The 25,543-nt window shown below is 73.8% G+C and carries 13 protein-coding genes; 5 read left to right on the top strand and 8 right to left on the bottom strand.

From position 1 onward, the window contains the following. Nucleotides 1-335: 335 nt before the first annotated feature. On the bottom strand, nt 336-998 hold the full coding sequence (locus tag ACWD4P_RS22795; RefSeq protein ID WP_449780831.1) for a TetR/AcrR family transcriptional regulator: 663 nt from the start codon (nt 996-998) through the stop codon (nt 336-338). A gap of 99 nt (nt 999-1,097) precedes the next feature. On the opposite strand from ACWD4P_RS22795, the gene ACWD4P_RS22790 reads away from it, so the two are divergent. Together ACWD4P_RS22790 and ACWD4P_RS22785 are read left to right on the top strand one after the other, a co-directional pair. Further along, on the top strand, nt 1,098-2,111 hold the full coding sequence (locus ACWD4P_RS22790; RefSeq protein ID WP_449780830.1) for a zinc-binding dehydrogenase: 1,014 nt from the start codon (nt 1,098-1,100) through the stop codon (nt 2,109-2,111). 239 nt (nt 2,112-2,350) lie between these two features. Beyond that, nucleotides 2,351-5,173, top strand: a complete 2,823-nt coding sequence (locus ACWD4P_RS22785; RefSeq protein WP_449780829.1) for a penicillin acylase family protein — start codon at nt 2,351-2,353, stop codon at nt 5,171-5,173. Nucleotides 5,174-5,231: 58 nt separating this feature from the next. On the opposite strand, the gene ACWD4P_RS22780 is transcribed toward ACWD4P_RS22785, so the two are convergent. Continuing rightward, a complete protein-coding gene (locus ACWD4P_RS22780) occupies nt 5,232-5,543 on the bottom strand; it encodes a hypothetical protein (RefSeq protein ID WP_359821944.1) in 312 nt (103 codons plus the stop codon). A gap of 183 nt (nt 5,544-5,726) precedes the next feature. On the opposite strand from ACWD4P_RS22780, the gene ACWD4P_RS22775 reads away from it, so the two are divergent. The 3 genes from ACWD4P_RS22775 (at nt 5,727) to ACWD4P_RS22765 (ending at nt 9,093) form a co-directional block, all read left to right on the top strand. After that, the gene (locus ACWD4P_RS22775; protein ID WP_449780828.1) at nt 5,727-6,278 is read left to right on the top strand and encodes a YceI family protein; all 552 of its coding nucleotides are present in this window, start codon (nt 5,727-5,729) and stop codon (nt 6,276-6,278) included. Nucleotides 6,279-6,351: 73 nt separating this feature from the next. Then, the gene (locus ACWD4P_RS22770; protein ID WP_449780827.1) at nt 6,352-7,578 is read left to right on the top strand and encodes a threonine synthase; all 1,227 of its coding nucleotides are present in this window, start codon (nt 6,352-6,354) and stop codon (nt 7,576-7,578) included. A 129-nt stretch (nt 7,579-7,707) separates the two neighbouring features. Continuing rightward, complete coding sequence (locus tag ACWD4P_RS22765) at nt 7,708-9,093, top strand: hypothetical protein (protein WP_449780826.1); 1,386 nt, start codon at nt 7,708-7,710, stop codon at nt 9,091-9,093. Between the two features lie 58 nt (nt 9,094-9,151). Here ACWD4P_RS22765 and ACWD4P_RS22760 read toward each other — a convergent pair whose 3' ends face one another. The 6 genes from ACWD4P_RS22760 to ACWD4P_RS22735 form a co-directional block, all read right to left on the bottom strand. Further along, entirely contained in the window at nt 9,152-10,207 is a 1,056-nt protein-coding gene (locus tag ACWD4P_RS22760) for a zinc-binding dehydrogenase (RefSeq protein WP_449780825.1), read from the bottom strand. Beyond that, nucleotides 10,204-11,868 (bottom strand): phytoene desaturase family protein, encoded by a 1,665-nt coding sequence (locus ACWD4P_RS22755; RefSeq protein WP_449780835.1) that lies wholly within the window; start codon nt 11,866-11,868, stop codon nt 10,204-10,206. The genes ACWD4P_RS22760 and ACWD4P_RS22755 overlap by 4 nt, the downstream gene beginning before the upstream one ends. A gap of 29 nt (nt 11,869-11,897) precedes the next feature. After that, entirely contained in the window at nt 11,898-13,577 is a 1,680-nt protein-coding gene (locus tag ACWD4P_RS22750) for a phytoene desaturase family protein (protein WP_449780824.1), read from the bottom strand. Further along, nucleotides 13,564-22,806: a non-ribosomal peptide synthetase/type I polyketide synthase gene (locus ACWD4P_RS22745; RefSeq protein WP_449780823.1), complete on the bottom strand. Its 9,243-nt coding sequence runs from the start codon at nt 22,804-22,806 to the stop codon at nt 13,564-13,566. The genes ACWD4P_RS22750 and ACWD4P_RS22745 overlap by 14 nt, the downstream gene beginning before the upstream one ends. A gap of 69 nt (nt 22,807-22,875) precedes the next feature. Continuing rightward, nucleotides 22,876-23,733, bottom strand: a complete 858-nt coding sequence (locus ACWD4P_RS22740; RefSeq protein ID WP_449780822.1) for a sterol desaturase family protein — start codon at nt 23,731-23,733, stop codon at nt 22,876-22,878. Between the two features lie 342 nt (nt 23,734-24,075). Then, nucleotides 24,076-25,503, bottom strand: coding sequence for a helix-turn-helix domain-containing protein (locus tag ACWD4P_RS22735; RefSeq protein WP_449780821.1), 1,428 nt, complete (start codon nt 25,501-25,503; stop codon nt 24,076-24,078). Between the last annotated feature and the right edge of the window lie 40 nt (nt 25,504-25,543).

The raw sequence follows: 25,543 nt of genomic DNA, 5'->3' as shown, positions 1-25,543 counted from the left end.
CAGCATAACTTAACTCAGTAAAGATACTGACTTGGTTGCCAGCTCCGGGGCAGGTGCCGCGGCAGGTCCGGTCCAAGGACGACACCCCAGGGCGACACAGCGACGCGATGCGGACGGGCAACCGCCCCACCGCCGCGAGCAGCAGCCACAGGCAGGGCAGGTGGGCACCAGCCGGCCGCGGTCCGGGCAGCCGTTCGACCCCGTCGGCGCCGAGCGAGGCGAGGGCGGCGTTCACCGCGGCGAAGCGCTCGCCGTCGTAGAAGTCGTAGAAGACGTCGCCCCGGGCGGCCGGGTCGGCGTGGCCGATGTGGCGGACCTCGGCCTCCGGCGCGCCCTCAGCCCGCCGTGAGCGCGAGCCGGATCCACCGCTCGGACTCCGCGACCGCCACCCCCACGTCGAAGGACCGCGGGGCGGCCGCGGCCTGCACCACCAGCCCCTTGACCAGCCCCACGAAGGCCAGCGCGAAGGCCCCCGGGTCCACGCCGGGGCGAAGCTCCCCGTCCCGCTGCCCCTGCCCGACCACCTCGGCCGCCCACTCCCGGGTGCTGGCGTCCAACTCCGCCACCGCGGCGGTCAGTTCCGAGGCGCCGGCGAGCGCCTCGGCGCCCAGCACCACGAAGGCCCGGCCGAGGTCGGTCGGGTTGCGCACGCCCTCCAGGCAGCCGCGCGCGAACCCGCACAGCTCGTCCACCGCTCCCGCCCCGCTGCGCTCCGGCGCGGCCGCCGCCATCGCCTCGGCCAGCGCCGCCTCCTGCAACCGCGCCAGCAGCGCGGCCTTCGAGCCGAAGTAGTGGGTGGCCAGGCCCCGGCTGAAGCCCGCCTCCTCCCCCACCCTGGCCAGCGTGACCCCGGTGCTGCCGTGCTCGGCGATCAGCCGGGCGGCGGCCGCGATCAGCGCGGACTCGGCCCGGGCCCGCCGCTCGGCCTGGGTGCGGCGCGCCGGCGCCCCGTGAGCCGTTCCGGCTCCGCCGGTTCGGCCCTCATCGTGCGTAGACATGCCACCATGCTACGGTGAACTTGCTTGTTGGATAACAAGTAACTTCCGGAGCGGCGGGCACTCCCCCGACCCGCCGCCCCCGTGAGAAGGGAAGTCCCGATGACCGCCACGATGCTCGCCGGCCGGCTCGACGTCGCGAAGGGCGCCTTCGCCGTGGAGGAGGTCCCCGTCCCGGTGCCCGGCCCGGGCGAGGTACTGATCAAGGTGGAGGCCGCCGGGGTCTGCCTCTCCGACGTCCACCTGATCGAGGGCATGCTCAAGCCGCTCTACCTCAAGGGCGACAAGGTCACCCTCGGCCACGAGGTCGCGGGCACCGTGCACACCCTCGGCGAGGGCGTGACCAGCGCGGCCGTCGGCGACCGGGTGCTGCTGCAGGCGGGCGAGACCCGCGACGGCGCCGTCCACACCCGCGGCGTGGACTACGACGGCGGCTGGGCCGAGTACGCGCTCGCCACCGCCTCCACCCTGGTGCCGATCCCCGACGAGCTCCCCTTCGAGCAGGCCTGCTTCATCCCCGACGCCGTCTCCACCCCGTGGGCCGCCATCACCACCACCGGGGCCGTGCGCCCGGCCGAGGCGGTCGGCGTCTGGGGCGTCGGCGGCCTCGGCGCCCACGGCGTGCAGCTGCTGCGGGCCGTCGGCGCCTTCCCGATCGTCGCCGTCGACCCGCTGCCGGCCGCCCGCGAGCGCGCCCTGGCCTTCGGCGCCGACGCCGCGCTCGACCCGGCCGACCCCGCGTTCGAGGGGCTGCTGCGCGAGGCCACCGGCGGCCGCCCGCTGTCCGTCGCCTTCGACTTCGCCGGTGTCGCCCCGGTGCGCGAGCAGGCCGCGGCCGCGCTCGGCGAGCACGGCCGCCTGGTGCTGGTCGGCCTCACCGACAAGCCGCTGACCGTCACCAACGGCACCCGGTTCAGCTACCTGCGCCAGCAGATCCTCGGCCACTACGGCTCGGTCGGCCAGGACGTCGCGGACCTGGTCGACCTGGTCCGCGGCGGCCGGCTGGAGTTCTCCCGCTCGGTGAGCGGCACCTTCCCGCTGTCCGAGGCCGCCCGCGCGGTCGAGGCGCTGGAGCACAAGGAGGGCAACCCGATCCGCCTGGTGCTCAAGCCCTGACCGGAGCCCCTCACCAGGGGCCCGCCGACCCGGCGCCGCACCCACCGGACTGAGCCCGGTCGGTGCGGCGCCGTCGCTCCCCCCGCCCGCTCCACGCGGCGGGCACCAGCCGACCCCTGGGCCACCGCACCCCCAACTCCGCACGCCCGCGCGGGAAATGGCATGCACGCCACTAGCCAACCGGCCAGTAGCACCCCTACCGTCGACTGTTCCGTGAGACTTCGACGGAGGAGTCCGCCTTGCGGTCACGCCAACGCCCCCGCCCCCACTCCCTCCGACTCCCGGCCGCCGCCCTCGCCTCGGCCCTGCTCGTCACCGCGGCCCTGACCACCACCCCCACCGCCAACGCCGCGCCCGCCCCCGCGGCGGCGGCCGCCGCCGCCGCCAACGACTACTGCGGCGGCCACTGCTCCGACATCCTGCCGCCCGGCGAGAACGGCAACGCCACCCTCGCCGACATCCTGCTCAACCGGGCCTTCGGCACCCGCCCGGCGCACACCGACGACCAGCTCGGCCCGTACGCCGCCCTCGCGGCCGGCTACCCCGGCCTCACCGAGGCCAAGCTGCGCGACTTCTTCAACGACGCCTCCTTCGGCGTCCCCGCCGACCAGGTCGCCAGCACCACCAGCCCGCGCCCGGACGTCTCCATCGTGCGCGACAAGGCCACCGGCGTCCCCCACATCACCGGCACCACCCGCTACGGCACCGAGTTCGGCGCCGGCTACGCCGCCGCCCAGGACCGGCTGTGGCTGATGGACCTCTTCCGGCACGTCGGCCGCGGCCAGCTCTCCGGCTTCGCGGGCGGCGCCGCCGCCAACCGCCAGCTGGAGCAGACGTTCTGGCAGGCCGCGCCGTACACCGAGGCGGAGCTGCAGCAGCAGATCGACGCCATCGCCGCCCGCGGCGGCCGGGCCACCCAGGCGCTCGCCGACGCCAACGCCTACCTCGACGGCATCAACCAGTACGCCAAGGAGTCCTACGACGCCCGCACGTTCCCGGGCGAGTACGACCTCACCGGCCACATCGACCCGATCACCAACGCCGGCTCGATCGAGCCGTTCAAGCTGACCGACCTGGTCGCCCTCGCCTCCGTGGTCGGCGCGCTCTTCGGCTCCGGCGGCGGAGGCGAACTCGCCTCCGCCCAGGTCAAGTCGGCGGCCGAGGCCGCGTACGGCAAGGACGCCGGGGACGCGGTCTGGACGTCGCTGCGCGAGGCGGACGACCCGGAGGCCGTCCAGACCCTGCACGACGGGCAGAGCTTCCCGTACGCGACCGTCCCCGACCGCCCGCGGGGCGAGGCACCGCCCGACCCCGGCTCGGTGGTCCCCGAGCGGGTGGTCTACGACGCCACCGGCTCCGCCGGCTCCCTCACCACCGCGGCGCAGGGCGTCCTGCCCGGGAACCTGCTGAGCACCAAGCACGGCATGTCCAACGCCCTGCTGGTCTCCGGCGCGCACACCGACGACGGCCACCCGGTGGCCGTGTTCGGCCCGCAGACGGGCTACTTCGCCCCGCAGCTGCTGATGCTGGAGGAGATCCAGGGCCCCGGGATCAGCGCCCGCGGCGCCGCCTTCGCCGGTCTGAGCTTCTACGTCCAGCTCGGCCGCGGCCAGGACTACGCCTGGAGCGCCACCTCCGCCGGCCAGGACATCACCGACACCTACGCCGTCCCGCTCTGCACCACCGACGGATCCCCGGTCACCACCGCCGCCGACTCCTACCTCTGGCACGGCCAGTGCCTGCCCTTCGACCGGCTGGAACGCAAGAACGCGTGGAAGCCGACCACGGCCGACTCCACCCCGGCCGGCTCCTACACCCTGGTGATGCTCCGCTCCAGGTACGGCCTGGTGAGCGCCCGCGGCACGGTCGGCGGCGCCCCCGTCGCCTTCACCTCGCTGCGCTCCACCTACCGGCACGAGGCCGACTCCATCATCGGCTTCCAGGAGCTGAACGACCCGGGCGCCGTGCGCGACGCGGCGGGCTTCCAGCAGGCGGCGCAGGACATCAACTACACCTTCAACTGGTTCTACGCCGACTCCCGCGACATCGCGTACTACAACTCCGGCAGCAACCCGGTCCGCGCCGCCGGGGTGGACCCCGGCCTCCCGATCCAGGCCCAACCCGCTTACGAGTGGGCTGACTTCGACCCCGTCGCCAACACCGCCCGGTACACCCCGGCGGCCGAGCACCCGCAGTCCGTCAACCAGGACTACTACGTCTCCTGGAACAACAAGCAGGCGAACGGCTACACCTCGGCCGGCTTCGGCAACGGCTCGGTGCACCGCGGCAACCTGCTGGACGACCGGGTCAAGTCCCTGCTCGCGAACGGCGGCAGGGCGAGCCGGGTCTCGCTCACCCAGGCCATGGAGAGCGCCGCCCTGGCCGACCTCCGGGCCGAGGACGTGCTGCCCGACCTGATCCGGGTGCTGCGCAGCGCGCCCGTCACCGACCAGGCCGCCCTCACCGCCCTGCAGCAGCTGGAGGCCTGGCTCGCCAACGGCGCGCAGCGGAAAGAGACTTCACCGGGCAGCCACGGCTACGCGGACGCCACCGCGATCCGGGTGATGGACGCCTGGTGGCCGCTGGTGGCCGACGGCGTCATGCGGCCGGGCCTCGGCGACCCGCTGTTCGGCGCGCTGACCGGCGCCCTCCAGATCAACGAGTCGCCCTCCGGCGGCCAGACCGGCGCCGGCGGCGGCCCGGTGAGTGCCAACGAGGCGATCCCCCACAAGGGTTCGTCCTTCCAGTACGGCTGGTGGAGCTACCTCGACAAGGACCTGCGGGCCGTCCTCGGCGACCACGTGGCGGGCCCGCTGGCCCGCCCGTTCTGCGGCGGGGGCGCCCTCGCGGCCTGCCGGACGGTCCTGCTGAACACCCTGAAGCAGGCCGCCGCCCAGACCTCCGCCCAGGTCTACCCGGGCGACGCGGACTGCGCGGCCGGCGACCAGTGGTGCGCCGACACGATCATCCAGCGCCCGCTGGGCGGCGTGACGGACGCCAAGACCACCTGGCAGAACCGCCCCACCTACCAGCAGGTGGTCCAGTTCCCCAGCCACCGCTGAGCCCCGCCCACCGCCGAGCCGCCCTGCCGGTGCCCCTCCCCGGGGCACCGGCAGCCGGTCACTCCGCCGCGCCGACCCGCTTCGCGATCGCCTCCGCGTCCTCGACCAGGTACCGCGGATGGTCCCGCAACCGGTCGACCACCCTGACGTAGGTCCTGCGGCTGTCGGGCGTGGTCATCCGGTCCGAGGCGGCGTCCGCCAGGTCGACGATGGCCTCCATCAGCCCACCGATGGCCCGCAGCAGCGCCGCCTCCTCGCTCTCCGGAACCCGCTCCCGGCCGCTGTCCCGCGCCTTCGGCAGCGCGTTCTCCCGCAGCTGCCGCCGCGCCTCGCCGACCGCCTCGACCATCGCGCCCGTCCCGCTGTCCAATCCGGCCCCCTCGTCTTCCCGTCCTCCGGCGTCCCTCCCGGTCCTTCCCACCCCGCGCCCCGCTTAGGCCCCACGGGCCCGGCCCGGCGCGCGGCCCGGCGGAACTGCCCCTAGCGTGGTCCGGGGACCGCCCGACCGTCCCCGGGCCGAGGCCCGGGTCCCGCACCAGGAGGCAAGCCGACCATGACCGCCAACCTCTCCGAGCTCACCGGCGACTACGTCCTCGACCCCACCCACACCCGGATCGGCTTCGTCGCCCGGCACGCCATGGTCACCAAGGTCCGCGGCGCGTTCCACCGGTTCGAGGGCACCGCCCACCTGGACGGCGGCGACCCGTCCCGCTCCTCCGGCCAGGTGGTGATCAAGGCCGAGAGCATCGACACCGGAGTGGAGCAGCGCGACCAGCACCTGCGCACCAACGACTTCCTGGACGCGCCCAACTTCCCCGACATCACCTTCCGCTCGACCGCGGTCGAGGTGCGCTCCGACAGCGAGTACCGGGTCACCGGCGACCTCACCATCAAGGACACCACCCGCCCGGTCACCATCGACTTCGAGTACACCGGCAACGCGGTCGACCCGTACGGCAACCTCCGGGTGGGCCTGGAGGGCTCGGTCACCATCAGCCGCAAGGACTACGGCGTCACCTGGAACGCGGCGCTGGAGGGCGGCGGCGTCCTGGTCGGCGACAAGGTCGTGCTGGAGTTCGACATCTCGGCGATCCGCCAGAGTTAGGCCACCGCACCACCACCGAACCACCCCCGCGAACCGCCGGACCGCCCCGCGCTCGCCCGGCTAGGCTCCGGACATGCCAACCGAAGACTCCCTCGCGACCGGCCAGCGCTCCCTCGGCGACCCTTCCCTCGAGTACCCGCTCTGGCCGCCGCTCACCGCCGGCTGCCCGCGCACCGGCACCGAGGAGGTCGCGTACCCCGTCGAGGTCGACTACGCCTACGACAAGGCCGACCCGGCGGGCCTGTCCGCCCCGGCGCACGGCGCCCCGGTGCGCACCGGCCTGGAGCGCTGGGCCCCGCTGCTGCCGCCGCTGCTCGCGCCGGGCCTGGGCGAGGGCGCCACCCCGCTGGTGGAGATCGAACCCGGGGTGTACGTCAAGGACGAGTCCCGCAACCCCACGTGGAGCCACAAGGACCGGCTGAACCGCTGCACCACCAGCGCCGCCGTGGGCGTCGGCGCGCCGGGCCTCGCGGTCGCCTCCTCCGGCAACCACGGCGCCTCCGCCGCCGCCTACGCCGCCCGCGCCGGTCTGCCCTGCGTGGTGTTCACCGGCCCGGACCTGCCGCCGAACGTCGACGCCTTCCTCAACGCCTACGGCGCGGTGGTGCTCCCGGTGCCGTGGGAGGCCCGCTGGCCGCTGCTGCGCCAGGCGGTCGACCGGCTGGGCCTGCACCCGGTCAGCAACCTGACCACCACCCACACCGGGCACGCCTTCGGCCCCGAGGGCTACAAGACCGTCGCGTACGAGATCTTCCAGGACGTCGGCCTGCCGAGCGCGGTGTTCGTCCCGACCGGCTACGGCGAGCTGCTGTTCGGCGTCTGGAAGGGCTTCGCCGAGCTGCGCCGGCTGGGCCTGACCGACCGGGTGCCGCGGATCCACTCCTGCGAGACGGCCGGCTCCGGTCCGCTCGCCCGGGCGATCGCCGAGGGCCTGCCCGCCGCTCATGTGACGGTCGGCCCGAGCGACGCGTACTCGATCGCCTCCCCGGTGAGCGGCTACCGGGGCGTGCTGGCGGTGCGCGGGAGCGGCGGCCGGGCACTGACCCTGGACGACGGTCAACTCGCGGACGCCCAGCGGGAGCTGGCCCGGGCCGGGCTCTGGACGGAGTTGTCCGCGGCAGCCGGCCTGGCCGGTCTGCGCAGCCTCGGCACACCGGACCTCTCCGAGGGCCCGGTGGTCTGCGTGTCGACCTCGAGCGGATTCAAGGACAAGGGTGTCGGCACTCGCCGGACGGAGCCGGTCACCCCCGACTGGGACGCGGTCGAGCGCCGTCTGCGCGCGGCCGGCATCACCGCCTGACCGCCGTCCGGGGCCTGCTGTTCGCCCGCCCGTCCATCGTCGTAAGGTCGCCGTAGGGTCGGTGTTCGCCAAGCGCCACCAGGCTTGCACCCTCCGTCAACTCCCCCCGTCTGCCGAAGGGTAGCCACCGTGTCGCGTCCCCTCCGCCGCCTGCTGCCGCTCGCCGTCGCCGTCGCGGCGGTGCCCGTGCTGGCCCTGCCCGCCCTCCCGGCCGGCGCGGTCTCGTACGGCACCCCGACGATCACCTTCTCGGCCGGGTACCTGTCCGGCGCGGTCGGCGCCACCGGCGACCCGACCGTGTCCGTGACGGTCGCCCAGTCCGGCGCCGCGGCCTCGGACCTGAGCGTCGCCGCCTCCGCCACCACCCGCAGCGCCGTGGCCCGCACCGGCGACGTCACGGTGAGCGGCACCGGCGGCACCCGCACCCTGGCGGTCGCCGCCCAGGGCGTCGGCTACGCCGACCTCACCATCAAGGTCACCGGCCTCGGCGGCAAGAGCGCCACCCGCACCCTGCACTACGCCGCCTCCCCCGCCGTCCGGTCCTCCGCCACCAGCCGCTACCTGACCGGCTCCAGCGACGCCTCGGCCGCCGTGGACGCGGGCGGCGGCTACCTCGTGGTCGGCGACGACGAGTCCAACACCCTGCGCCTGTACGACCGCAACAACTCCGGTGCGCCGGTGCGCACCTGGGACTTCAGCTCGGCCCTCGGCGTCTCCAAGGAGATCGACATCGAGGCCGCGACGCGGGTCGGCAACACCATCTACTGGACCGGTTCGCTCGGCAACAACAAGGACGGCGTGGTCAAGCCGGACCGGCACACCGTCTTCGCCACCACCGTCACCGGGTCCGGCGCCGACACCCAGCTGTCCCTGGCCGGCTCGTACCACGGCCTGCGCGACGACCTGATCAGCTGGGACAACGCCCACGGCAAGCGCTACGGCTTCGCGGCCGGCGCGGCGGACGGCCAGGCGCCCAAGCAGATCGACGGGTTCAACGTCGAGGGCCTGGAGTTCGCCCCCGGCAGCACCAGCACCGCGTACATCGGCTTCCGCGCGCCGCTCACCCCGGCCGTCACCGGCGGCCGGGCGCTGCTCGTCCCGGTCACCAACTTCCCGTCCCTGGTGAACGGTTCGGCCGCGCACGCGACCTTCGGCGACCCGATCGAGCTGAACCTCGGCGGGCTGTCCGTCCGCGACATCCGCCGCAACGGCCTCGGCCAGTACCTGATCGTGGCCGGTTCCTGGGCCGCCGAGGACAATTCCGCCCCGTACGCGCTCTACCGCTGGAACGGCCAGCCGGGTTCCCAGCCGACCAAGCTGATCGACCTGCCGACCAGCGACTACGGCGCCTGGGAGGCCGTCCCGGACGTCCCGGACCTGGACGCCCCCGGCGCCCGCGCCCAGCTGATCACCGACGACGGCTCCGCGGACCTCTACGGCGACTCCACCGCCGCCAAGGACCTCACCCACCCCGAGTGGAAGAAGTCCCGCAGCACCTGGTTCACCCTGAACTGACCGCGCGCCGAGGGCCCTTCGGCGCGTTCGCCGAAGGGCCCTCGCGCGAGCCGCCCGTTCAGAGCTCGACCAGCACCTTCCCCCGGCTGCCCGAACGGTCCACGTACAGGCCTCGGTAGGCCGCCGGGATACTGTCGAAGCCGTGGTGCACGGTCTGCCGGTACGTCACCGCCCCGCTGCCGACGAGGGCGCCGAGGTCCCGGCGCAGCGCGGCCCAGTTCTCCTCGGTGAACCACTCCATCGAGAAGATGCCGCGGATCGTGGTGCGCGGGAACATGATCATCGGCAGCAGCCGCGGCCCCGTCCAGTCCCCGCCGACCTGGCTCCCCCACTGCCAGCAGACGGCCACCCGGCTGTCCACCGCGAGCATGCCGAAGACCACGTCGGTCAGCGTTCCGCCGAGGCTGTCGAAGTAGCGGTCGATGCCCTCCGGCGCGAGGTCGGCCAGCTCCCTCTCCAACCGGTCCGGCCCGTCGCCGTCGTGGTAGACCAGCACCCCGTCGAAGCCCAGCTGCCGCAGCCACTCGACCTTCTCCGGCGTCGCCGTAGTGCCGATCACCCGTGCGCCCCGGTGCTTGGCCAGCTGCCCGACCAGTGAGCCGACCGCCCCGGAGGCCCCGCTGACCAGCACCGTCGCCCCGGGGCGCACGTCGAGGAACTTCTCGACCGTCCCCCAGGCCGTCATCCCGGGCCCGCCCAGGAGGCCGAGCGCGGTGGACAGCGGCAGGGCCTCGTCGTAGTCGGCCGGGTCCAGCCGGCGGAACGCCGGGAAGACCATCGGGAAGGTCCCGGTCTGCCAGAGCCTGGGCTCTCCGTCGCTGACCAGGTGGGTGCGCCAGCCGCCGAAGCCCTGCACCAGGTCGCCGACCGCGAAGCGCGCGGCCGGCCCGGCCTCCAGCACCTCCATGATCGAGTCCGCGCCCATGTGGTCGCCGAGCGGGGTGTCCAGCGCGATGCCCTGGAGGTACGGGTCGACCGAGACGTACCGGGTGCGCAGCAGCATCTCGTCCGCGGCGAGCCGGACGTCCACCTCCTCCACGACCTTCCGGTACACCCGCTCGACGTCCGGTACGCCGTTCTCGTGCTCCTGGACGACCCACTTCTCGATTCTCACGAGGTGACTCCAAACTGCCGGTCGGCGGGGCCGACCGGTTCGATGAGAAGGGTAGGCAGCGGTGCGCTGTCGTCCACTTCGGCGGTGAAGGCCTTGCCGTCGTCCCGGCAGATGAACTGGACGACGTGCCGCCCGGCGGCCGCGGCCCGGATCAGCCCGCCGGTGGTCGCCCAGACTCCCGAGAGGTAGAAGTTCGCCAGTCCGGGCAGCCCCGGTCCGTTGCGCTTGATCTCATCCTCCAGGGTCTCGCCGCTCTCCACGAACGGCTGCCAGCCCAGCACCGTGCCGTCGTAGTTTCCGGTGTAGCGGACCTGGGTGAGCGGGGTGGAGACGTCCTTGACGGCCACCGCCTCGCGCAGGCCGGGGTGGTGGCCGTCCAGGAACTCGACGATGGTGTCACGCACCCGGCGCTTCGCCCGCTGGTACTCCCGCCCCCGGCCGACCGGCAGGGTGTGCAGCTCCTCGCCGCGCCGCACCCGGGGCTCCTGTTCCGGTCCGGTGCTCAGCTCCCGCCAGGGCGCGATGTCGCAGAAGTAGCTGGCGTACACCACGGTGGTGTCGGCGGGCGACAGCTCCGGGTAGTGGCGGCTGCGGAACTGGACGTTGATGCTCGGGTGCCGGATGCCGGTGAGCCGCTCGGCGACCTCGTCCTCCAGCAGGTAGGTGGTGCACGGGTCCCCGGCCGGGAAGGGCCGGCGCAGGCCGAGGAAGACGGTCACGTAGCCGGGGAAGACCATGCCCGGCTCGGTGATGGTCTGGGTGTACAGCCGGCGGTAGGTGTCGCTCAGGTAGCGGCCCTTGAGCAGGTCCATCATGGTGGTCCGGCCGTCGCAGGCGGCCACCACGATGTCCGCCCGCACCTCCTGGCCGTCGCTCAGCCGCACCCCCACCGCGCGGTCGCCCTCGATCAGGACCTCGCTCACCTTGGTGTTGTAGCTGATCTCGCCGCCCAGCCGCCGGTAGCGCTGCTCGATCGAGTTGGCCAGCCCCAGCGAGCCGCCCTCCGGCACCCCGGCGGACTGCCCGGCGTGGCAGGCGAGCTGGAAGTAGTTGGGCAGCACCGGGAAGTTGGGGTGCTTCTCGTACAGGATGAAGTTGAACGCCTCACGCAGCAGCGGGCTCCTGAACCGCGCCGAATAGTCGCTCATCAGCACGGTGATCGAACGCCGGATCACGTTGAAGTACGGCAGGAAGGAGGCGAGCATCCGCATCCGCTCCCACCGGCCCATCAGCCCGACCGGCTTGAGGAAGGGGTAACGGGCCAGCGCCAGGCGGAACTTGCGCAGACCGGCGCAGAACTGCCGGATCTGCCGGGCGTCCTCCGGGGCCAGCTCCAGCAGGTGGGCCTCCAGCCGGTCCGGGTCGGAGTAGAAGTACACCGCCCGGCCGTCCCTGGTGCGCACCACGTTGAAGACGTCGAAGTTGCGCATCCGCTTGCCCTGCAGCGCGCCGAGTTCGAGCCAGATCTGGTGCATCTCGTTGCCGGGTCCGCTGCCCAGCAGCCAGCTGATGCAGCAGTCGAAGGTGAACTCGCCGCGGTCCCAGCCGGTGCAGCAGCCGCCGGGGATCTCGTGCATCTCCAGGATCCGGGTGCGGTAGCCGTTCATTCGGGCGAAGCACCCGGTGGACAGTCCACCGAGCCCTCCGCCGATGATGACCATGCTCTGCCGGCCGCTGGTGGTCGTCGCGCTCACTCCGGCACTCCTACGGTGGCCCGGTCGAGTTGCGGCAGGCGGCCCCACTTGCCCGCGTGCCAGGGGTCCCGGTTGTCGCTGGGCCAGGCCCGGAAGGGCAGCCCGAGCTCCCGGCACAGGTACTGTGCGGCGAACCGCCCGCTGGTGGCGGCCCGGATCAGCCCGCCGAGCGCGGTCCACTGGCCCGCCATGGAGAAGCCGCTCAGCCCGGGCAGCCGCATCCGGTCCCGGTTGACCAGGCGGTTGGCGGCGTCCTCGGCCTCGGAGAAGGCCTGCCAGGCGAGGATGCTGCCGTAGGTGTTGCCGGTGAACCGCTCGGTGGTCACCGGCGAGGCGACGTCGACGAGTTCGATCCGCCGGCCGAGCCCGGGGTAGGTCCGGTCCAGGAACTCCCGGACGAACGCGGCGACTTCCTGTTTGCGGGCCCGGTAGCCGCGGCGGTCGACGGTCCGCAGGTCCTTCCAGGAGCGGTAGTCGCTGAAGTAGGTGCAGTGCAGCACCGACTTGCCCGCGGGCGCGAAGCCCTCCGCGTAGGAGGAGCGCAGCTGCACGACCAGGCTGCGCTGGAGCGAGCCGGGCAGCCGCTCGCCGTCCTCGGGCGTCAGCAGGTAGGTGGTGCTGTGCGGCTCGCCCTCGGGCAGGGGTCCGTCGATGCCGACGAAGGCGGAGACCACGGCCGGGTACAGGTTGCCCGGCTTGTCCAGCAGTTCGCCGTACAGCTTCTCGGTGGCGGGGCTGGAGTAGCGGCCCTCCAGCAGCCGGTCGAGCACGGTCGGGCCGTCGCAGGCGGCCACCACGTGGTCGGCGTAGTGGCGCGAGCCGTCCTTGAGTTCCACGCCGATCGCGCGGCCGTCCTCGATCAGGACGCGCTCGACCCGGCAGCGGTAGCCGATCACCCCGCCGAGCGAGGTGTAGCGCTCCTCCACCGAGCGGGCCAGCCCGAGCGAACCGCCCTCGGGGAAGCCCGCGTTGCCGTTGTGGGCGGCCGCCAGCGTGTACAGGTACGGCAGCAGCGGGAAGCCCTCGGGCTCCTGGAGGAACATGTTGGGGAAGGCCCGGCGCAGCAGCGGGTCCTGGAAGCGCTCGGCGAAGCCGCTCATCGGGGTGGTCGCGGTGCGCCAGAACAGCCGGAACGCGGGCAGCACGGTGCGCAGGGTGCGCAGCCGTTCGGCCGTGGTGCGCAGCGGTGGCGGGGTGAGGTCCCAGGGCAGGTCGATCGCGGCGTAGCGGCGCAGGTCCTTGCAGAAGGCCCTGATCGGCTTGGCGTCGCCGGGCGCGACGGCCAGCAGGTGGGCTTCCAGCCGGTCCGGGTCGCCGTAGAAGGTGACGGCCCGGCCGTCCTCGTCGACGACCCGGTTGAAGGTGTCGAAGCGGGTCACCGACTTGCCGTCCAGGGCGCCGAGTTCGCTCCAGACCTGGTGTGCCCCGGTGCCCTCGGCGGTGCCGATCAGCCAGTCGATGCAGTAGTCGAACAGGTAGCCGTGCCGGGACCACGCGGTGCAGCAGCCGCCGGGCAGCACGTGCTTCTCGAAGATCCTGGTCTCCAGGCCGCTCATTTGCGCGTAGCAACCGGTGGCGAGGCCGGCCAGGCCGGCCCCGATCACGATCACCCGGGGCGGGCCGGCGGCGGCCCGCTCCCTGGTGGACCAGTCCGGTCCGCGGTCAGCCGCGGACATCGGCGGTGCCTCCGGCCAGGATGGCGCCCACCAGTTCGGCGTTGCGGGCGGCGAAGTCGCCGTCGAGCATCTCGGCGTGGGCGCCGTGTCCGACGTACACCGCGGTGCCCGTGCCGGAGGCGCCGTGCCAGGAGCCCGGCTCGCCACCCACGTGCACGGACAGCCGCTCGCGTTCGCAGATCACGTCCAACTGGGCTGTCACGGTGCCGGTGTTGGGCGTTCGACTGCTGAACTCCAGGTAGTCCCTGGCCTGTTCGAGGGTCTCCTGGGCGACGATCCGCGAGCCGGTGTGGCGGTGCAGGTGCTCGTGGAGTTCGCGTTCGAAGACGGCCAGGTGCTCCTCGCCGAGGTCGAAGGCCTCGGTGACCCGGTAGGCGTCCACCAGCAGCACCGAGGCCACCGCGCGTCCGCGCCGTTCCAGCTCCTTGGCGACCTCGAAGGCGAGGTTGCCGCCGAGCGAGTAGCCGAGCAGGACGTACGGGCCGGGAGCGTGCAGTTCCTCGACCAGGTCCGCGTAGCGGGCGGTCTTGTCGTCGCCGGTCAGGTAGTTGAAGGAGGCGATCCGGTGCTCCGGCAGGTGGGCGGCGAGCTGGCGGTAGACCAGCCCGTGGCCGCCGGCCGGCGGGAAGCAGAACACCGTGCGGTCCGCGGGCGCCCCGGCGTTGAACCAGAGGTAGGGCTCGCCGCCGGCCACTTCGCCGGTGATGATCTGCTCGACGGTGCGGGCCATGCCGTGCAGGGTGGTGACCTTGAACAGCTGGCCGACCGGGATGCTGATGTTGAACTCGCTCTGCAGGTGGTGGATCAGCTCGATCAGCCGGATCGAGCTGCCGCCGAGTTCGAAGAAGTCGTGCTGGAGGCCGACTTCGTCCAGGCCGAGCAGGTTCCGCCAGTGCTCCGCGACCTTCGTCTCGTAGAGCGTGACGGGCGGTTCGTGCTGGGCGCCCGCGGTGTCGGCCTTCGGCTCGGGCAGGGCCGCGAGGTCCACCTTGCCGTTCGGGGTGAGCGGCAGGGCGGGCAGTTCGGTGAGGTAGGAGGGGATCATCACGGTGGGCAGGTGCTCGGCCAGGTGGCGGCGCAGTTCGCGGCGGTCCAGCACGGTGCCCTCGGCGGGCACCACGTAGGCGGCGAGGACGGCCTCGCCGCGGGCGTCCTGGCGGACCGCCACGCAGGCCTGGGCGAGTTCGGGGCGGGCGGTGAGGTGGGCCTCGATCTCGCCCAGCTCGATCCGGTGGCCGCGGACCTTGACCTGGTTGTCGATCCGGCCGAGCAGGTGCACGGTGCCGGCCGCGTCCCAGTGGCCGAGGTCGCCGGTGCGGTAGAGCCGCAGCGGTGTGCCGTCGAGCTCCAGGGTGACGAAGCGGCGGGCGGTCTGCTCCGGGTCGTTGGGGTAGCCGGCCGCGACACCCGCGCCGCCGATCCACAGTTCGCCGGGCACGCCCACCGGGACGGGCTCGCCGTACGGGTCCAGGACGTACACCGCGCTGTTCGGGAAGGGCCGGCCGATCGGCACCATCCGGCCGGGTTCCAGCCGGTCGGTCGCGCCCTCGTAGTAGGTGCTGTCGACGCTGGCCTCGGTCAGCCCGTAGGAGTTGACCAGTCGGGTCCGCGGCCCGCACAGGGCGCGCACCCGCTGGTGCTCGGCGGCCTTCCAGGAGTCGGAGCCGACGACCAGCAGTCGCAGGAAGTCCAGCGTCAGGCCCTCCCGCTCGCAGTGGGCCAGCAGTGCGCGGGCCACGGCGGGCACGAACTCGCCGCCGTGCACGGCCTCCTCGCGCATCACCCGGTACAGCCGGGCGGTGTCGAAGAGCAGCTCGCGGTCGACCAGGACGAGGGTGCCGCCGGTGCTGAGCGCCCGGGCGAGGTCGCCGGAGAAGACGTCGAAGGCGGTGCCGGCCATCTGGAGGTGCACCCGGACCTCGGTGTCCAGCCGGTACTCGGCGCGCCAGCCGGCGGTGACGGCGGCCAGGTTGCGGTGGTCAACCCGGACCCCCTTGGGGCGGCCGGTGGAGCCCGAGGTGTGGATCAGGTAGGCGGCCCGGGCCGGGTCGGCCGCGGGCAGCGGTACGGCGCCGCCGGTCACGGGCCGGTCCAGCTCCTCCAGGGTGACGATCCGGGCGGGGAGTTCGGCCGCCGGCGGGCACCGGTGGTCGACCACCACCAGGGCCGCCCCGGCGTCCTCCACCTGGTACGCGAGCCGGTCGGCCGGGTGGCCGGGGTCGAGCGGCAGGTAGGCGGCGCCGGCCCGCCAGATCGCCAGCAGGGTGCTGATCAGCTCGGGCGTCTTGTCCAGGCAGACCGCAACCACGGAGCCCTCACCAACGCCGAGTTCGCGCAGCCGGACGGCGGTGCGCTGGGACTGACGGTCCAGTTCGGCGTAGGTCAGTCGGCGCGCGCCGTCCCGGCCGGGCGCGACCACCGCGACGGCCTCCGGCCGCTCGGCGGCGGCCTTGGCGATCAGCTCCGGCACCGGGGTGTCGTGCTCGATCCGCCGCTCGGCGCCGCTGAAGCCGCTGAGGATCTCGCGGCGTTCGGCCCCGTCCAGCATCCGCAGCCGCCCGACCGGCTCGCCCTCGGCGGCGCGGGTCATGGCGTCCAGCAGGTTGCGGTAGTGCGCGGCCAGTCGCTGGACGGTGGCGGGCTCGAAGAGGTCGGAGTTGTACTTGAAGACGCAGTGGAAGCAGCCGTCGGCGCGGTCCTCGTAGGCGGACAGCGTGAGGTCGAACTGGCCTTCCTCCTCGGGGAGTTCGATGTACTCCAGGCGATAGCCGAAGCGCTCCACGGCGACCTTGTGGGTGAGCAGGATGAACATCGCCTGGAACACCGCGGAGCGGCTCGGGTCGTGCTGCAGCCCCAGCTGCTCGACCAGCAGCGGGAAGGGGTACTCCTGGTTGTCGAGCCCGCCGAGCACGCTCTCGCGCACCCGGGCCAGCAGTTCGGCCACGGTCGGCTCGCCGGCCAGGCTCACGTGCAGCGGCAGCGGGTTGACGAAGTAGCCGTAGACGGAGGCGAACTCCTCCTGGGTGCGGCCGGTGACCGGGCTGCCGACCACGATGTCCGGCTGGCCGGACCAGCGGTGCAGCAGCAGGTAGTAGGCGCCGATCAGCACCATGAACGGGGTGGCACCGTTGGCACGGGCCAACTCGTGCACGCGGGCGGTGAGTTCGGCGTCCAGCCGGAAGAACTCGGAGGCGCCGTTGTGGGTCTGCACCGCCGGGCGCGGCTTGTCGGTGGGCAGGGCCAGCACCGGCATCTCGGCCGGCAGGTGGCCGCGCCAGTAGTCGAGCATCCGCCGGGCCTCGGGCCCGGCCAGGAAGCGGTTCTGGCGGTTGAGGAAGTCCAGGTAGCGGGCGGGCACCGGGCGCAGTTCCGGGGTGCGCCCCTGCCGCAGCGCCTCGTAGACCTCGAAGAGCTCCTCGATGAAGGTGAAGGTGGAGATCGCGTCCGAGACGATGTGGTGGACGGCCTTCATCAGCACCCAGCGGTCCGGCCCGCGCCGGAACAGCCGCAGCCGTACCAGCGGGTCCTCGGCGAGGTCGTACGGCCGCCGGTACTCGTGGACGATCAGGTCGTGGATCTCCTCCCACGGCCGGCCCTCGACGTCGAACAGCCCGGTGTCGGCCTCCGCCTCCTCCCGGATCCGCTGGACCGGGCGGCCTTCCTCGGCAGTGAAGGCCGCGCGCAGTTCGGGGTGCCGGGCCACGAGGTGGCGGAAGGCCGCGAACATCAGCTCCGGGTCGAGCTCCGCGCGGACCTCCACGGCGCCGCCGATGTTGTACGCGAAGCCGTCCGGGTGCAGCAGGCGCAGGAACCAGAGCGCCTGCTGGTTGTGGGTGAGCGGGAAGCGGGACTCGTCGGTGTACAGCTCCACCTCGGCCTCGGTCGGGCCGGCGTCGGCGAGCCGCTCCGCGAGGCCCTCGGTGAGCAGGTCGACCAGGTCGCCGACGGTGCCGTTGCTGAGCAGGGCCACCACCGGCAGGGCGACGCCGAGTTCGCCGTGCACCCGGGCGCGCAGCTCCATGGCGAGCAGCGAGTCCAGGCCGTGCGCGCCGAGCCTGGTCTCCGTGTCGATCCGTTCGGCGCCGATCCGCAGCACGGCCGCCGCGGCGGCGGTGAGGCGCTCGACGACCAGTTCCCGGCGGGCCTGCGGGCCGGCCGCACGGTAGGCGTCCAGGAAGCCGCCGGTCTCGGCCGGGGCCTGCTCGGCGGCGCTCGCCGCGAGGTCGGCGACCAGCGGCGGCGGGGCCGGGTACCAGGCGAGGAAGGTCGGCCAGTCGACCACGGTGGCGACCAGCAGCTGGGCGCGGTCCTGGCCGAGGACGCGTTCCAGGACGGCCGTTCCGGCGTCCGGCGGCAGCGAGCTCATGCCGCGGGCGTCGCGGTAGTGGGCGACCAGGCCCAGCTCCTCGATCATGCCGGTGGCCCACGGGCCCCAGTCCAGGCTGAGCCCGGGCAGCCCCTGGGCCCGGCGGTGGTGGGCCAGGGCGTCCAGGAAGGCGTTGCCGGCCGCGTAGTTGGTCTGCCCGGCGGTGGTGAGCAGCGAGGCGACGGAGGCGAACAGCACGAAGTGGTCGAGCGGTTCCTCGCGCAGCAGCCGGTGCAGCAGGTGGCCGCCGATCACCTTGGGGGCGTAGCCGGCGTCGAAGGACGGGCGGTCCATCTGGGCCAGCAGGGTGTCCTTGACCTGCCCGGCGAGGTGGAACACGCCGCGGATCGGGGGGCGTTGACGCTGCCGGTAGTCGGCGAGCCAGTCGGTGAGGGCGGCCTCGTCGGTGACGTCGACCGGGGCGAGCAGCGGCTCGGCGCCGAGCGCCTGGAGTTCGCGCAGGAAGGCGATCCGCTCGCCGGCGGGGGTGTCCGGGTCGGTGTACGCCCACGCGGAGCGCTCGGGCAGGGTGGTGCGGCCGACCAGGATCAGCCGTCGGGCGCCGCGCCGGACGAGGGTGCGGCAGAGCAGCCGGCCGAGGGCGCCGAAGGCCCCGGTGACCAGGTAGCTGCCGTCGGGGCGCAGGACCGGCGGCAGCGGGCGGGTGAGGCCCTCGGCCTGCCGCAGCCGGCTGGTGAGCCGGCCGCCGGCCCGCAGGGCGATCTCCTGTTCGTCCCGGGCGGCGAGTTCGGCGAGGAGCGCCTCGGCCTGGTCGGCGGCGTCGACGGCCGGGTCGAGGTCGACCAGGGTGCCGCGCTGGGCGACCAGCTCCTGCTGCCAGAGCACCCGGCCGATGCCCCACGCGGGGGCGCCGAGCGGTTCGACCCGGTCGCCGGGGGCGGCGGGCTGGGTGCCCCGGGTGACGATGTGCAGCCGGCCGTCCGGGCGGGCGTCGGGCAGGGCCTGGGCGAGCGTGATCAGCGAGTAGGCGCCGAGGGTCGCGAGCGGGCCGAGGCGGTCGGCGGTGGCGGCGGCCAGGGCGGGCTGGTCGAGGTTCCAGAGGTGGACGACGGTGCCGAAACCTGGGTCGAGGTCGGCGAACAGCCGCCGGACGTCCTCGGCGGAGTCCGGCCGGACGGTCGAGGCGTCCTCGCCGTGCCGGTACCGCGCGCCGGGCCGGACCAGGTGGCACCGGGTGCCGCGCGCGGCGGCCAGGGCGGCCAGCCGCTCGGCGAGGCCGTTCCCGTCGGCGAACAGCACCAGGTCGCCCGGGGTCTCCTCGGTGGCAGCCGCGGGGGCGTCGATCCAGTCGACCTCGGTGAGCCAGCCGTCGATGGTGGCCAGGCCGACGGAGGCCGGGGCCTGGGCGACGTCGGCGACCTTGAACCCGGTGACGGTGCCGACCGGGGTGCCGTCCTCGGTGTAGAGCGCGAGGTCGCCGACGAGCTCCTCGCCGCTGTCCCGGGTGACGGTGGCGTGCACCCACAGCGGGCGGTCGCCGATCGCGTCGAGCCGGACCTCCTCGATCGAGACGGGCAGCCGGACGCTGCCGCCCTCGGGCGTCTCCAGCCGGGTGGCGAGCAGGGTCTGGAAGCAGCCGTCCAGCAGCACCGGGTGGAGGTGGTGGTCGGCCGCGTCGGGGCCGAGCCGCCCGGTGGGCCGCAGGAGGGCCAGCGCCTCGCCGGGGCCGGCCCACACCTCGGTGATGGTCCGGAAGGCGGGCCCGTAGTCGTAGCCGCGGTCGGCGAGCTGCCGGTAGCAGTCCGGGCCGTCGAGGTGCCGCCCGCGGGCGCGCAGGGCGTCCGGGTCCAGGGCGGGCCCGTAGGCGCGGCGCTGGCCGGTGCGGACCCGCCCGCAGGCGTGCACGCCCGGCTCGCCGCCGGCCGGGATGGAGGCAACGGTGAAGCGGGCGTCCTCGGGCGCGTAGCCGAACTGGACGGTGACGGGCTCGGTCTCGGAGAGGAACAGCGCCCGGTTGAGCTCGACCTCGGCCAGTGTCACCTCGGTGCCGCCGGTCAGGGTGCGGACGGCCTGGGCGGCCATTTCCAGGTATCCGGCGGCCGGGAATACCACCTGGCCCTCGATCCGGTGGTCGGCCAGGTAGGGCAGCCGCTCGGGGTCGAGGGCGACGGTCCAGCCGGGCTGGGCGCTCGCGGTGCGGCGGCCGAGCAGCGGGTGGTCCAGCTGCCCGAGCCGGACCTGCTCGACCGGCTTGGGCTCCACCCAGTACCGGTCGCGCCGCCACGGGTAGCCGGGCAGCGGCACCGGGCGGCCGGCCGGGTGCAGCGCGGCCCAGCTCAACTCGACGCCGAGAGTGTGCAGTTCGGCGAGGCTACGGGCGAAGCGCTCGGGTTCGTCCTGCTGCCGGCGGATCGAGGGAAGGCTGTGGGACTGCTCCGCGCACTCCCGGATCGCGTGCCCGAGCACCGGGTGCGGCCCCAGCTCCAGGAACAGCCCGTGCCCGTCCTCGGCCATCCGCTCGACGGCGGCCCGGAAGCGCACCGGGTTGCGGACGTTCTGCCACCAGTACTCGCCGTCCAGCTCGGGCCCCCGGGCGAGCCCCTCGCGGGCCGTCAGGTAGAGCGGCAGCCGCGCCTCCTGCGGCTTGATGGCCGTGAGCGAGGCCACCAGCTCGTCCCGGATCGGGTCCATCCGCACGCTGTGGTAGGGCACTTCGACGTCCAGCAGGCGGGCGAAGACGCCCTCCTCCCGCAGCCCTTCGGCCAGTTCGGCCAGCGCCTCGGCGTCCCCGGCCAGGGTCACCGCGGAGGGGCTGTTGACCGCGCCGAGCGAGATCTGGGAGCGGAACGGGCGGATCCGGCGCTCCGCCTCGGCCTCGGGCAGGCCGACGGCGAGCATGGTGCCGGTGCCGGCCAGGCGCTGCTGGAGCCGGCTGCGGGCCAGCACCACCCGCACGGCGTCGGCCAGGTCGTACACCCCGGCCTCGTGGAAGGCGGCGACCTCGCCGGTGCTGTGTCCGACGACCGCGTCCGGGCGCAGGCCGTGGCTCCGCCAGAGCGCCGAAAGACCCACTTGGACGGCGAAGTTGGCGGGCTGGGCCAGCCAGGTCTCGGCCATCCGGGAGTCCGCCTCGTCCCGGCCCAGCTCGGTCAGCAGCGACCAGCCGGCCTGGGCGCGGATCTCCCGGTCGACGGCCTGCACGGCCTCGCGGTAGACCGGCTCGTGCTCGTACAGCCCCCGGCCCATCCCCCACCACTGGGGGCCCATGCCGGTGAACACCCAGGCCAGTCGGCGCTGCCGGCGCTCCCGGGCGCGGCCCTGGACCACCCGCGGATGCTCCTCGCCGCGCCCGTACGCGGCCAGCGCCTCGTCCAGGTCCTCCCGGGTGGAGTAGACCACCGCGAGCCGCTCGGGCAGGTGCTGGCGGCGGTGCGCCAGGGTGTGGCCGAGGTCGGCCGGCGCCGTGCCGTCGGCGAGCTCCTGCCGTACGGCGGCGGCGAGTTCGGGCAGTCCGGCGGCGTCCTTGGTGCTCAGCGGCAGCACCGTGCGGGCCGGGCCGGCCACCGGCTTGGCGGGCCCGGGCCGCGGCGGCTCCTCCAGCAGGACGTGGGCGTTGGTGCCACCGAAGCCGAAGGAGTTGACGCCGGCCCGGGCCGGACCGGTGTGCTCGGGCCACTCCACCGGGGCGGTCGGGATCTCGAACGGCAGGGCGTCCAGGTCGATGCCGGGGTTGGGCCGTTCCAGGTTGAGGTGCGGCGGGATGCGGCGGTGCTTGATCGCGAGCGCCGTCTTGATCAGCCCGGCGACGCCGGCCGCCGCCTCGGTGTGCCCGATGTTGGTCTTGACCGAGCCGACGTAGCAGCGGTCCCCGGCGCGGCGGCCGATGCCGAGCACCCGGCCGAGGGCGGCCGCCTCGATCGGGTCGCCGACCGGGGTGGAGGTGCCGTGCGCCTCGACGTACTGGAGGCTGCCGGGCAGCACCCCGGCCTCCTCGCAGACCCGCTCGATCAGGGTGACCTGGGCGTCCGCGCTGGGCACGGTGATGCCGTTGGTGCGGCCGTCCTGGTTGACGCCGGTGCCGAGGATGACGGCGTGCACCGGGTCCCCGTCGCGCAGCGCGTCGGAGAGCCGCTTGAGCACGACCACGCCGACGCCCTCGGCCCGGACGTAGCCGTCGGCGGAGGCGTCGAAGGCGCGCGAGCGGCCGTCCGCGGAGAGGAAGCCGCCCTTCGTCTCGGCGATCGTGTACTGCGGCGCCATGTGCAGCAACGCCCCGCCGGCCAGCGCGAGTTCGGTCTCGCCTCGGAGCAGGCTCTGGCAGGCGAGGTGCACCGCGACCAGGGAGGAGCTGCACGCGGTGTCGATCGAGACGCTGGGCCCGCGGAAGTCGAAGCAGTGCGAGATCCGGTTGGACACCATCGTCATCATGGTGCCGGTGGCGGTGTGCGCCGCGATGGTGGCGAAGTCGAGGTCGGCGAACTGGAGGATCTTCCAGTCGAGGGTGAAGGCGCCCATGTAGACGCCGACCTCCCGGCCGGCCAGCTCATCGGGGCGCAGGCCGCCGTCCTCCAGGGCCTCCCAGCTGACCTCCAGGAGCTTGCGCTGCTGCGGGTCCATGTGTTCGGCCTCGCGCGGGCTGATCCCGAAGAAGTCCGGGTCGAAGGTGTCGAAGCCGTCGATGTAGCCGCCCCGGCCGCCGATCAGCCGCCCCGGCTTGGCCCGGTCCCTGCTGCCCAGGGTGCCGGTGTCGTAGCGGTCGGCGGGAGTCTCGGTGAGGCAGTCCCGGCCCTCGATCAGGTTGAGCCAGTAGGAGCGGTGGTCGTTGGCGTGTCCCGGCAGGCGGCAGCCGATACCGGTGATCGCGATGCGTTCGCGGGGCACGGCGAAGGGCGAGGAGGTCATGATCCAATCCGGGGGTGACGGCGTGACGCCGGGGACACGGGCAAGTGGGAACGGCCTCTCCGGCCTGGTTCAGACGGACTGTTCGGTGGTCTTCGGCCGGCGCCACGGGTGCAGCAGGGTGGCGCCGAGTTCGCCGGTGGCGGGGAACGCGGCCGGGTCGGTGAGGCCGACGGCCTTCGGCACTCGGCCCGGCCGCCAGGTGAAGCTCCCGAACAGGTGATCCCAGAGCGAGAGGTCGGAGGCGTAGTGGCCGGCTTCGGCGAGGTCGGTGCTGTGGTGCAGGCGGTGGAGTTCCGGCCCGGCCAGGATGTGGCCGAGCGGGCCGATTCGGACTTCGATGTTGGCGTGGACGAAATACCCCTGAGCCAGGACGAATATTCCGACCACGAACACTGAATCCGGGGAGAATCCGATCAGCGCCAGCGACAGTTGGACCACGGACTGCGCGACGAACACGTCCAGGAAATGGTTGACGCCGTTGTTCGCGACGTTGACCTTGTCCGGGACGTGGTGCACCCCGTGCAGCCGCCAGAGCCACCGGTTGCGGTGGGACCAGCGGTGCACGAGGTAGTCGCCGAGCGAGCCGACCAGCAGCGCGAGTGGGATCTCCACCGCGAAGGGCAGCGCCGGGTGGGCCGGGCCGAGCGTCTCCACCAGCGTCGCCACCAGCCCCTGGGCCAGCCCTCCGCCGACCATGCTCAGCACGAAGTAGACGCCGTACCAGCCGAGTTCACGTCGGCTGGGGTGCCAGTCCGTCCGGTACGGGATCACCCGTTCCAGGAGCGCGAGGTAGCCGAGGACGGCGACCAGGAAGAGCGGGGAGACCCGGTCCGACGCCCAGTGGAAGTGCAGGGTTGCGACGGCAGTGCACAGCACACCCAGGAGCAGCAGCGGATGGGCGAGCCGGCGGGCAATGGCTGACAGCACGCGCCCCCCGTTCTTCGCGGACTAACGACTGGAAACGTCAGAGACTCTAGCGGCAGACGCGCGCCGTGACAGTCATTCGACGTGTTAACTCCATGAATGACCCGATCGGCGGACTATACGCGCACGAAGTTGACGTCTGGACGGCGCAAAGGGGGCGCATTTTCGAAAAGTAGCGGGACTTGACGGTGCGCGGTGGCGGCTCTGCAGGCCAGTGAGCGCCGATGTGCGCCCCTTCTGCGCCGCCCTGCGCCGCTCTCGATCCGGCCAAACCCGGCGGCCCTCGCCACGAGCGCCGGGACAGCGGGCCGGGCCGGGGGCCGAGCGGGCCGGAGGCGAACCGGGTCAGGAGCGGGCCGGCTCCGCCAATCGGCGTGCGGCACGGGGCGCGTGCGCCGCGAGACGGTCCCGCAGACCGCGCAACTCGTACTCGACCAGCGCGGGCAGCGCGGTCGCGCCGGTCGCCTCCAGGGCGGGGCCGAGCAGTTCCACGGCCGTCGCCGGATCGTGCGCGCAGACGTGGCAGTCGGCCGCCCGGACGACGAAGAGCAGTCGACTGGAGGGCAGTTGGTCCGGGCCGAGCAGGCCGAGGGCGGTCTCGGTGGCGTCCAGCGCCCGGCGGGCCAGCCGGGGGTCGTCGGTGGCGACGGCGAGGTCGCGCAGCGCGGCCGCCGCGGCGGACTCCACCCGCATCCGCATCGAGGCGATGGAGAGCCAGGGCACGTCGAGCTCGTCCTGCGCGCCGATGTGGTCCAGGTGTGCCCGTGCCAGGCCGATCTGGCGGACGGTCGCCCGCACGTCACCGGTGAGCGCGTGCGCCCGGGCCCGGCTGACCCGCCCCATCGCCCCGGCCCAGTGCCGGTCCGGGGCCACCCGCTCGATCTCGCGGGCGTAGCCGAGGGCGGCGAGCGGGTCGCCGTCCAGCCGGGCCAGGATGCTCATGTCGCTCAGGGTGCCGACCTGGGTGGCCTGGTCCCCGGCCAGCCCGGCCCAGGTGAGGGCCCGGTCGTAGCAGGCCATCGCGGTGGCGTTGCGGCCGTTCTGCATCCGCAGCGCACCGGCCGCGTGGGCGTGCTCGGCGGCCAGTCGGACCAGCGGACCGCGCTGTGCGGCGGGGGCGGCGGCGAGCCGGGCGAGCACGGCGTGCAGGGTGCGTTCGACGGCGGCGGCGAGGCCGGGCCGGTCGCCGGTCTCGCCCGAGCGCAGGTGGGCGGCGAGCAGCCCGGTCAGGGCGTGCACGGTGAGGCCGTCCAGCGGCCGGGCGGCGGCCGGGTCGGCGAGCACCGAAGCGGCGCAGAACTCGGCGTGCAGGGCCGCGAGTTCGCCGGGCTCGGGGACCACGCAGCCCTCGGCTCCGTGCAGCGGGCAGAGCAGGCCGTAGTCCGGCAGTCGCAGCGGGGCGGGGGCCGGGAGAGCGACGGGCGGGCCGACCGGTGCCCCGCCCGGCAGCGGGGGCCGGAGCAGGGCGGGCGAGAAGGCCTCCAGATCGCACAGTTCGGCGCTCTCGGCGCGTTGGCAGGCGGCGCTCAACTCGCCGGCGGCACCGAGGAGGTCGTCGATCCGGTCGGCGACCCTGGGGGTGACCCGGCGGGCCCCGTGCTCGATCTTGCTGACCGCCGTGTGGTCGTAGCCGATGCCGGCGCCGAGCTGCGCCTGGGTGAGGCCGGCCCGCCGCCGCCAGTGCCGCAACCGGGCGCCGAACTCCCGCCAGGCGTCCTGCCCCCGGTCGTCCGGCGACACCGCCGACGCGGGGGCCACCCGGTTCCGCTGCACGGCTTCCTCCCCGGGCGCATCGTCCCCCGGCCGGTCGCGG

It is taken from the genome of Kitasatospora sp. NPDC002543 (assembly GCF_053594915.1).
Note: the sequence above shows the minus strand (reverse complement) of the source record. Positions and strands in the feature narration are given on the sequence as shown.

What these genes read in the sequence shown, in the direction of transcription:
- ACWD4P_RS22795 (WP_449780831.1), bottom strand. Translation starts at nt 998, where the DNA reads ATGTCTACGCACGATGAGGGCCGAACCGGCGGAGCCGGAACGGCTCAC.
- ACWD4P_RS22790 (WP_449780830.1), top strand. Translation starts at nt 1,098, where the DNA reads ATGACCGCCACGATGCTCGCCGGCCGGCTCGACGTCGCGAAGGGCGCC.
- ACWD4P_RS22775 (WP_449780828.1), top strand. Translation starts at nt 5,727, where the DNA reads ATGACCGCCAACCTCTCCGAGCTCACCGGCGACTACGTCCTCGACCCC.
- ACWD4P_RS22770 (WP_449780827.1), top strand. Translation starts at nt 6,352, where the DNA reads ATGCCAACCGAAGACTCCCTCGCGACCGGCCAGCGCTCCCTCGGCGAC.
- ACWD4P_RS22755 (WP_449780835.1), bottom strand. Translation starts at nt 11,868, where the DNA reads ATGGTCATCATCGGCGGAGGGCTCGGTGGACTGTCCACCGGGTGCTTC.
- ACWD4P_RS22750 (WP_449780824.1), bottom strand. Translation starts at nt 13,577, where the DNA reads ATGTCCGCGGCTGACCGCGGACCGGACTGGTCCACCAGGGAGCGGGCC.
- ACWD4P_RS22745 (WP_449780823.1), bottom strand. Translation starts at nt 22,806, where the DNA reads ATGACCTCCTCGCCCTTCGCCGTGCCCCGCGAACGCATCGCGATCACC.